This window comes from Allosphingosinicella sp. (assembly GCF_036387215.1).
GTDB lineage: Bacteria > Pseudomonadota > Alphaproteobacteria > Sphingomonadales > Sphingomonadaceae > Allosphingosinicella.
On the sequence record NZ_DASVUE010000342.1, the window covers coordinates 1 to 7,390 of the forward strand.

9 protein-coding genes are annotated in these 7,390 nt (G+C 66.7%); 8 read left to right on the forward strand and 1 reads right to left on the reverse strand.

Annotated elements, in window-relative coordinates:
- From VF662_RS13685 to VF662_RS13715, 7 genes are all read left to right on the forward strand, one after another.
- The coding region (locus VF662_RS13685; RefSeq protein ID WP_464142231.1) for a thiolase family protein at window positions 1-537 on the forward strand (537 nt) is incomplete at its 5' end.
- 235 nt (window positions 538-772) lie between these two features.
- Window positions 773-2,017 carry a M20 metallopeptidase family protein gene (locus tag VF662_RS13690; RefSeq protein WP_464142233.1) on the forward strand — a complete coding sequence of 415 codons (1,245 nt, stop codon included), beginning with the start codon at window positions 773-775 and terminating at the stop codon, window positions 2,015-2,017.
- 90 nt (window positions 2,018-2,107) lie between these two features.
- Window positions 2,108-3,088: a 1,2-phenylacetyl-CoA epoxidase subunit PaaA gene (gene paaA, locus VF662_RS13695; protein WP_464142235.1), complete on the forward strand. Its 981-nt coding sequence runs from the start codon at window positions 2,108-2,110 to the stop codon at window positions 3,086-3,088.
- On the forward strand, window positions 3,088-3,372 hold the full coding sequence (gene paaB, locus VF662_RS13700) for a 1,2-phenylacetyl-CoA epoxidase subunit PaaB (RefSeq protein ID WP_464142237.1): 285 nt from the start codon (window positions 3,088-3,090) through the stop codon (window positions 3,370-3,372). Before paaA ends, paaB begins: the two co-directional genes overlap by 1 nt.
- Window positions 3,372-4,217: a 1,2-phenylacetyl-CoA epoxidase subunit PaaC gene (gene paaC / locus VF662_RS13705; RefSeq protein ID WP_464142239.1), complete on the forward strand. Its 846-nt coding sequence runs from the start codon at window positions 3,372-3,374 to the stop codon at window positions 4,215-4,217. Before paaB ends, paaC begins: the two co-directional genes overlap by 1 nt.
- A 14-nt stretch (window positions 4,218-4,231) precedes the next feature.
- A complete protein-coding gene (paaD, locus tag VF662_RS13710; protein WP_464142241.1) occupies window positions 4,232-4,681 on the forward strand; it encodes a 1,2-phenylacetyl-CoA epoxidase subunit PaaD in 450 nt (149 codons plus the stop codon).
- A gap of 7 nt (window positions 4,682-4,688) precedes the next feature.
- Window positions 4,689-5,765: a 2Fe-2S iron-sulfur cluster-binding protein gene (locus VF662_RS13715; RefSeq protein ID WP_464142243.1), complete on the forward strand. Its 1,077-nt coding sequence runs from the start codon at window positions 4,689-4,691 to the stop codon at window positions 5,763-5,765.
- A gap of 3 nt (window positions 5,766-5,768) precedes the next feature.
- On the opposite strand, the gene VF662_RS13720 is transcribed toward VF662_RS13715, so the two are convergent.
- Window positions 5,769-6,587, reverse strand: coding sequence for a hypothetical protein (locus tag VF662_RS13720; protein WP_464142245.1), 819 nt, complete (start codon window positions 6,585-6,587; stop codon window positions 5,769-5,771).
- Window positions 6,588-6,735: 148 nt separating this feature from the next.
- On the opposite strand from VF662_RS13720, the gene VF662_RS13725 reads away from it, so the two are divergent.
- On the forward strand, window positions 6,736-7,390 hold a 655-nt coding region (locus tag VF662_RS13725; protein ID WP_464142247.1), incomplete at its 3' end, for a response regulator.

The window sequence follows — 7,390 nt, forward strand, 5'->3', positions numbered from 1 at the left end:
GACGAGCATCCGCGCAAGACCAGCGTCGAGGCCCTTGCAAAGCTGAAGCCGATCGTTCGCCCGGACGGCAGTGTCACTGCCGGCAATGCCTCGGGGGTGAACGATGGTGCGGCTGCGATGATCGTCGCCAGCGAGGAAGCCACGCGCCGCAACGGACTCACCCCGCGCGCCCGGATCGTCGGCGGCGCCGTCGCGGGCGTCGAGCCGCGCATCATGGGCATCGGACCTGCGCCAGCCTCGCAGAAGCTGCTCGACCGGCTCGGGCTCAGCATCCGCGACATGGACGTGATCGAGATCAACGAGGCGTTCGCGGCGCAGGCGCTCCCGGTCCTCCGCGAGCTCGGCCTCCCCGACGATGCGCCGCACGTGAACCCCAATGGCGGCGCCATCGCTCTCGGCCACCCGCTCGGAATGTCGGGCGCGCGGCTTGCGCTCACCGCCACCGAGGAGCTTCATCGCACCGGCGGCCGTTATGCCCTTTGCGCCATGTGCATCGGCGTCGGCCAGGGCATCGCGCTGGTGATCGAGCGGGTTTGAACGTGCGGTGCGGCAGGAAAGGCTTTCCTACACTTGCCGTCGCGGGGTAACTTGCGGTCATGGTTTGCGCGCGCCCGCTGATATCGATCTTGGTGATTCGTCGTGGGAACGAGGGGAGCCTCTTGGGAGGGAGACCCCCCGCGTTTCCATGTGACATTCGTGCCATTCGTGCCACTCGAGGGATCCGGCCACGGCAAACGGGCGCTGGTTCGCTGATCCCGCTGATGGAGAGTTTATGGAGCTGATGGACCGGGATGGCGGCACCGACTGGGCCGCCGCTGGCGAGGCGGAGCTGGACGGTGTCGTCGCGCTCCGCCGGGCGATCCATGCGGACCCGGAGATCGGCCTCGACTGCCGGCGGACTACTGCCAAGATCAAGGCGGCGCTCGAGGGCCTGCCGCTCGAATATCGGGAAGGCCGGTCCACCAGCGGCCTAGTTGCGATCCTGCGCCCCTCGAACCCCAGCGGCGGGGACAATGGCCGCGCGGTGCTGCTGCGCGGCGACATGGACGCGCTGCCGATGCAGGAGGAGACGGGGCTGCCGTTCGCGAGCCAGGTGCCGGGCGCGATGCATGCATGCGGGCATGACGCTCACTCGGCGATGCTGGTCGGTGCCGCGCGCGCGCTCTGCGCCCGGCGGGAGAGCCTGCCGGGGACGATCGTCTTCATGTTCCAGCCCGGCGAGGAGGGGTATCACGGCGCCCGCTTCATGCTGGAGGACGGGCTGCTCGACGACGTGCTTCCGGGCCGCCGCCCCGATGCCGCCTTCGCGCTCCACATCTGGCCGAATATGCCGCGCGGCGCGGTGGTGAGCCGGCCGGGGCCGCTGCTCGCTTCCGCGGATACTCTGACGGCGACGATCACCGGCAAGGGCGGACATGCGGCGATGCCGCACGAGAGCCTCGATCCGGTGCCGGTGGCCTGCGAGATCGTGGGCGCGCTCCAGACGCTCATCGCCCGAACGGTGCCGGTGACGGACCCGGCGGTGCTGTCGATCACGAAGATCAGCGCCGGCACCGCGCACAACATCATCCCGTCGAGCGCCGAGCTGCTCGGAACGCTGCGCACCCTCTCGGAAACGACGCGCACCCGGATGCAGGAGGCGTTCAGGCGCGTCGTAGAGCATGTCGCCGCCGCGCATGGCATGACGGGCGAGGCGCGGGTGGACGAGGGCTATCCGGTGACGATGAACGATCCGCGCGCGATGGACCTGGTGCGGCGCTGTGCCGCCTCGCTCGGCGGCGAGGATCCGTGGATGGAGCTGCCGGCGCCGATCATGGGTGCGGAGGATTTCTCCTACGTGCTTCGCGAGATCCCCGGCGCGATGGCGTTCCTCGGCGTTGCTCCCGAAGGAAGTGATCCCGAGGCGAACCCGCCGCTCCACAACACTCGGATGACGATCGACGAGGAGATGATGGCGAAAGGGGTCGCGCTCCACTGCGCCTTCGCCGAACGCTTCCTCGGCAGCGGGTTCGACTGATCGGCGGGACCTCTGGGCGGCACCGTCCGTTGATGCTTAGAGTGCGGCGAGTTCGTTGACCGATCGGTCGGCGAATGGTAGGAGCAAGGCATGTACACGACCGAATTGCAGAAGACGCAGACCGTCCAGAACATCGAGGATCCCGAGAAGCTCGCCGCCTTCGAAGCGCGCGTGGCGGCGGACGAGTTCATCGAGCCGAAGGACTGGATGCCGGAGGCCTATCGGCGGACGCTGACCCGGCAGATGTCGCAGCATGCGCATAGCGAGATCGTCGGAATGCTTCCGGAAGGCAACTGGATCGGCCGGGCGCCCTCGCTTCGGCGGAAAGCCATCCTGCTCGCCAAGGTGCAGGACGAGGCGGGGCACGGCCTCTATCTCTATTCCGCCGCCGAGACGCTGGGCACGAGCCGGCAGGAAATGATCGAGGCGCTTCATTCGGGCAAGGCCAAGTACAGCACGATCTTCAATTATCCGACCTCCACCTGGGCCGACATGGGCGCGATCGGCTGGCTGGTGGACGGCGCGGCGATCATGAACCAGGTGCCGCTGCAGCGCACCTCCTACGGCCCCTATGCCCGCGCGATGGTCCGCATCTGCATGGAGGAGAGCTTCCACCAGCGGCAGGGCTACGAGATCATGATGCATCTCGCCTCCGGCACCGGGGAGCAGAAGCGCATGGCGCAGGACGCGCTCAACCGCTGGTGGTGGCCGTCGCTGATGATGTTCGGCCCGCCGGACGACAACAGCCCCAACACCGCGCAGTCGCTGCGCTGGCGCATCAAGCGCGAAACCAATGACGAGCTCCGCCAGAAGTTCGTCGACATCACTGTTCCCCAGGCGGAAGCGATCGGGCTCACCGTTCCCGATCCCGATCTCAAGTGGAACGAGGAGAAGGGCGGCCACGATTTCGGAGAGATCGACTGGGAGGAATTCTACGCGGTCGTCCGGGGCGAGGGCCCCGTAGCCAAGGAGCGGATGAAGGCCCGCCGCGACGCCTGGGAGAAGAACGCCTGGGTTCGCGAGGCCGCCGACGCCTATGCCGCCAAGCGGGCGGAGAGGAAGGCGGCCTGATGTCGAAGGATTGGCCGCTCTGGGAAGTGTTCGTGCGCTCGCGGGGCGGGCTTTCCCATCGTCACGTCGGCAGCGTGCACGCGCCGGACGCCGAGATCGCCGTCCGCCACGCTCGCGACACCTATACCCGGCGGATGGAGGGGGTAAGCCTCTGGGTCGTGCCCTCGGCCTCGATCACCGCGTCGGATCCTTCGGAGGACGGGCCGATGTTCGATCCGGCCGAGGACAAGGTCTACCGGCACGCGAGCTTCTACAACATCCCCGACCACATCAAGCATATCTGATGCCGTCGCTGCCGCCGATCCGACCCGAGGACGAGCTGCGCGCAAAGGAGCGGCGGCCGGTCGGCACGTTCGACGAGCCGGCGGTCGAGGGGCCGGACCTGTCATTGTTCGAATACGCGCTAAGGCTTGGGGACGACAGCCTGATCCTCGGCCAGCGCCTTTCCGAATGGACGGGGCATGCGCCCTCCGTCGAGGTCGATCTCAGCCTCGCCAACATGGCGCTCGATCTGGTCGGCCAGGCCAATCACTTCCTCAATTACGCCGGAGACGCGGAGGGCAGGGGCCGCGACGGCGACGCACTGGCCTTCCATCGGGATGTGCTCGATTTCCGCAACTGCATGTTGGTCGAGCAGCCGAACGGCAATTTCGCGCAGACCATGGCTCGGCAGTTCCTCTTCTCCACCTGGCAGAAGCTGCTGTTCGATCGCCTCGCCGGCTCCTCCGACGAATTCATCTCCAGCGTTGCCGCGAAGGCGGTGAAGGAAGTCGTCTACCATCAGGAGCTTTCGTCGGAATGGGTGATCCGGCTCGGCGACGGCACCGAGGAAAGCCGCCGTCGGATGCAGGACGGCCTCGATTGGATGTGGCGCTTCATTCCCGAACTGTTCGAAATGGACGAGCTCGCCTCGGAAGCCGCCGCCCGCGGCGTGGGGCCCGATCTCGGGGCATTCCGCGGCGATTACGATCGGCAGGTCCAGGCGGTGCTGGCGGAGGCGACGCTGGAGCCGCCGAAGGACCAGCGCCCGATCCTGGGCGGCCGCCGCGGCCATCACAGCGAGCATCTCGGGCACCTGCTGTGCACGATGCAGTTCCTCCCCCGCACCTATCCGGACGCGACATGGTAGCGGCGGCGGCCTTGATGCAGAACCAGTCCGCCGAAATCTGGCGCGTGCTGGAGAGCGTGCCCGATCCTGAGATTCCAGTGGTTTCGGTGGTGGATCTTGGCATCGTGCGTGAAGTCACTGCCGACCGGGTGGTGATCACCCCGACCTATACCGGCTGTCCCGCGACGCTGGTGATCGAGACGATGGTGCGGGTCGCGCTCGATCAAGCGGGCTTCGGGGACGTGAAGATCGCCACCACCCTGTCGCCGCCATGGACCACCGACTGGATCAGCGCGGAAGGGCGCCGGAAGCTGCGCGAATACGGCATCGCTCCGCCGGTGCCGGCGGGGAGCCGCGCCGTTGAATGCCCGCAATGCGGATCCGCGCAGACGGAGGAGATCAGCCGCTTCGGATCGACGCCGTGCAAGGCGCTGTGGCGGTGCCGGTCCTGCGCCGAGCCGTTCGACCTGTTCAAATGCCATTGAGGGCCGGATGAGCGTCAGCTTCCACACTCTGAAGATCGCCGAGATCATCCCTGAGACGGCGGAGGCAAAGTCCATTCGCTTCGAGCTTCCGGAGGCGCTGCGCGAGGAATTTTCCTTCAAGCCCGGCCAGCACTTGACGCTCAAAGCTGATATCCAGGGTGAAGACATCCGCCGCACCTATTCGCTCTGCGTGGCGCCGCAGGAGGGTCAGCTCAAGGTCACCGTGAAGCGGATCGCCGGCGGCGTCTTTTCGAACTGGCTGAACGAGAATGCGCGGGTGGGGGACCATCTGGAAGTGATGGCGCCGCACGGCAGCTTCACCTGGAACTTCCGCCCCGAGGCGCGGAACCATTATGCGGGCTTCGCCGGCGGATCGGGGATTACGCCCATCATGTCGCTCCTCAAGACCGCGCTGACGACGGAGCCGGACAGCCGCTTCACGCTCTTCTACGGCAACCGGGACAGCTCCTCTGTCATCTTCCTCGAAGAGCTGGCGAAGCTCAAAAACCGTTTCATGGACAGGCTGCAAGTCCATCATTTTCTTGCCGAAGAGGCCGAGGATATCGAGCTGTTCAACGGCCTGCTCGATCGCACCAAGTGCGACCTGATCCTCGGCAAGATGGTGGAGCCGGCGGACATCACCGCCTTCTTCATCTGCGGCCCCGGGCCGATGATGGACGCGGCCGAGGAGGCGCTGGAGTCGGTCGGAATCCCGCACGACAGGATCCTGGTCGAGCGGTTCACCGCCGGACGGCCGTCCGCCGCGCTCGCCGCACAGATGCAGCAATTGCAAAGCCAGGCCCAGGGCCTGACGATGCAAGTGACGCTGGGCGGCCGAACCCGCCGCGTCGCCTTCGACGCGGAGGCCGGAAACATCCTCGACAGCGCCCGCATCGCCGGCCTGCCCGCTCCCTATGCGTGCAAGGCTGGCGTCTGCGCCACCTGCCGCGCCCGGGTCGTTTCGGGCGAGGTCGAGATGGCCGCCCGCTACGGCCTCTCCGACGAGGAGATCGCCGCCGGCTACGTCCTCACCTGCCAGTCGGTGCCGAAGGGCGCGGGCGTCGAAGTCGATTACGACGCCTGAGGCTTAGAAGGCGAAGGTCAGCCTTACGCCCACTTCGGTCGTGCGGTTCTTCGGCTCGAACAAGGTGATGGTGTCGCCGGATCCGTCTGGGTCCTTCAGAACCAGCTCCTTCGACTGATCGATGCTCCAGCGGCGGACGAACGGTCCGAAGCCGATTGCGTTTCCGCCCAGTTTGAACCGCGCGATGGCGGACGCTTCGAAGCCGGAGCCGTTCTCCAGGTCGAGCTTCAGGTCCGGCAGATCGGGATCGAGGTCGGAGAATTTGGATTTCGCCTCGCCGCCCACAACCCAGTTGTACTGCGCCGAGAGAATGAGTTCGGACCTGCCGCCGAGGGGAAAGGTCGCCGCCGCCCCGACAGGAACGTAGGCGTAGCTCACCTCGCGGTCGTAGCCCGCGAAGCCGAGTTCGGTTTCCTTGTTGCCGCTATGATCCTCAAGCACCCTGCTGGCGAGCCCGATGAAGGGGGTTAGCGTGCCGCCGTTTCCGAGCGCGAAATCCTTGCCGACGTGGAGCTCGAGCTGACCGATGCTCTGGTTGACGTTGTCGATCCGCCCATCCTCGGATCGATAGTCGACGGAGCCGAAATCCACTGAGAGCTTGGCGCGCAGGAACATGCCGCCGCCGATTGTCTCGACGTAGCCGAAGGTGGCGCCGCCGAACTTGCCGTCGTCGCGAGCCACTACGTCGCCTTCGAACCGCTCGCGGTAGCTGTAGCCGAAGGCTTCGGCCCCGATTTCGAAGCCGGGCCGCGTCTGCGCCTGGCTTTGCGCAGAGACGAGCGCCGAGCTGCCCGCGATTAGGCCCAGGATCAGTTTTCTCATTTCATATCTCCCTCGCGCGCCGTCAAAATGCAGCGCCTGGAGCGGTTATGCGGAGACGGGCTTGTGCGAGGCTTACGCTGCCGCCCCGGCCGCCGTAAGCTTCGCGCAAGCAAGCTGGGCGACACTCGGCCAGCGAGGACAAAATACGATGCGGATATTGTTGATCGAGGACGAGCCGGAGCTTGCCGCCGCGACCGCTGCGCGGCTGGCAGCCGAAGGTTTCGTGGTCGATCATTTCGGATCGCTCGGCGAAGCGATTGAAGCGGTGATGAGCGCCGAATACCGTGCCGTCCTGCTCGACCGGCGCCTGCCCGATGGAGACGGGCTGTCGCTTCTGCCCGTGCTTCGGACCCGCCAGGTTGTGCCGCCTGTGATCGTCCTCACCGCGCTCGACGATGTTCCCGACCGGGTCGCCGGCCTTGATGCCGGCGCCGAGGATTATCTGATCAAGCCCTTTGCCTTCGAGGAGCTCACCGCGCGGCTGCGCGTGCTTCTTCGGCGATCGGCGAATGGCGCGCGGCTGCCGTCGGTGGCAGTCGGGCGGCTTCACTACGATCTCGCCGCGCGGGAGCCGAAGGTGGGCGAGACCGCGCTTGCCCTTCCGCGGCGGGAGCTTGCGATCCTCGACGCGCTCATCCGCCGCGCGGGCCGGGTGGTCATGCGCGAGAGCCTTGAGGCGCAGGTCTATGGCTTTGACGACGACATCAACTCGAACGCGCTCGAGGCGCATGTCTCGCGGCTCCGGAAGCGGCTTGCCGACGCGGGCGCCGGGGTGATCGTCCACGGCGTCCGCGGCGTCGGCT

What these genes read in the sequence shown, in the direction of transcription:
- VF662_RS13690 (WP_464142233.1), top strand. Translation starts at nt 773, where the DNA reads ATGGAGCTGATGGACCGGGATGGCGGCACCGACTGGGCCGCCGCTGGC.
- paaA (WP_464142235.1), top strand. Translation starts at nt 2,108, where the DNA reads ATGTACACGACCGAATTGCAGAAGACGCAGACCGTCCAGAACATCGAG.
- paaB (WP_464142237.1), top strand. Translation starts at nt 3,088, where the DNA reads ATGTCGAAGGATTGGCCGCTCTGGGAAGTGTTCGTGCGCTCGCGGGGC.
- paaC (WP_464142239.1), top strand. Translation starts at nt 3,372, where the DNA reads ATGCCGTCGCTGCCGCCGATCCGACCCGAGGACGAGCTGCGCGCAAAG.
- paaD (WP_464142241.1), top strand. Translation starts at nt 4,232, where the DNA reads ATGCAGAACCAGTCCGCCGAAATCTGGCGCGTGCTGGAGAGCGTGCCC.
- VF662_RS13715 (WP_464142243.1), top strand. Translation starts at nt 4,689, where the DNA reads ATGAGCGTCAGCTTCCACACTCTGAAGATCGCCGAGATCATCCCTGAG.
- VF662_RS13720 (WP_464142245.1), bottom strand. Translation starts at nt 6,587, where the DNA reads ATGAGAAAACTGATCCTGGGCCTAATCGCGGGCAGCTCGGCGCTCGTC.